Origin of the sequence: Mesotoga sp. HF07.pep.5.2.highcov (assembly GCF_003666285.1) — a bacterium.
In the GTDB taxonomy this organism is placed as follows: Bacteria; Thermotogota; Thermotogae; order Petrotogales; family Kosmotogaceae; genus Mesotoga; species Mesotoga prima.
This window is the reverse complement of record NZ_JFHJ01000671.1, coordinates 1-1053: the sequence shown is the minus strand read 5'-3', so window position 1 is coordinate 1053 and position 1053 is coordinate 1. Positions and strand designations below refer to the sequence as shown.

Annotated in this window: 1 protein-coding gene; it reads right to left on the bottom strand. The window is 46.2% G+C overall.

The window, feature by feature from the left end:
* Positions 1–711: 711 nt before the first annotated feature.
* A partial coding sequence (locus tag BG32_RS15670; RefSeq protein ID WP_183084350.1) for a hypothetical protein occupies positions 712–1053 on the bottom strand: 342 nt, incomplete at its 5' end.

Sequence of the window (1053 nt, the reverse complement as noted above, 5' to 3'; positions counted from 1 at the left end):
GGGATTTAAGATCAAGAGCATTAAGAGTTGTTCTTCGAAGAGCAGTTGCAAGTTGTCAGTTCCAAGTTGCAAGTTAAAGACCCGAAAGCAAAAAACTACCACACCCCGCCTGAATTCGCTTCAGTATCTCGTTCTTTTCGAGAGCAAAGAATCAGACTAGCGGAGCTCGTCAGACTCATTTCTCGAAGGGTCCTGCGTACTGGTTGTGAAGCAACCCTTTGAAGACTGTTGTCGCTCCCAATAAGAGCTCGATTCTCCCTTGAGAGAGGAAGGCCTTGAAATGATGGAGGGTGTTTTTGAAGGAAGAACAAAGCATAAGACGCAGTGCGGTGGAAAGCATCGGCGGTCGCATTGGTGCCTTCAGAAGGAAGAGAAAGACAATTCTCAAAGTGCTTCAGTCAAAATCCTTAACGCTCCTCAAAGCGCTCGGTGATCAGCTTCTTCTAACAAGCGGATCTTTCAACCGCAAGCGGTCCCCCCCGCTCAAGCGGGAATCTAAGATTCAGAGCACAGAGATGAGTGATGTGTCGACGGCCCTTTGTCGATGGGGTATGGTGAATACATCGAGAACGCACCTCATATTTAGAATAACGTATGCGCGTTTTCAGATTCATAGATTTCAGAATTCGAAGAGATTTCCCGATTCACTATGAGTCAAAAAACCTTCTGCCGGTTTCCGCAGAAGGTCTGTATGTTTTTTATTGGAGAAATCTATATGAGCTCTTCGATCCTTTTCTCGAGCTCTTCGGGTATCTTCGTTCCGAAAAGAATTAGTGTTCCATAAGTGGGACCGTAACCTTCCCTCAGAATCTTCTTTATCGAAGCCTGAAGCTCGGCTCCACTCTTTCCCTCTAGAACATTCGAGCAGCTAAACTTTATTCTGTTGGGAAAGAGGTTGTCTTCCCAGATGATTTCGTCAGACTGGAACTGCTCTCCAGTTATCTCACAAATTGCAACGCCGTTGTTTTCGATGAAGAAAACCAGTCTCTCTCCGGGCTTCCAGTTGCCGTATCTCTTTCTGTTGCAACCCCAGACTCCATGTTCCTTTCCAGT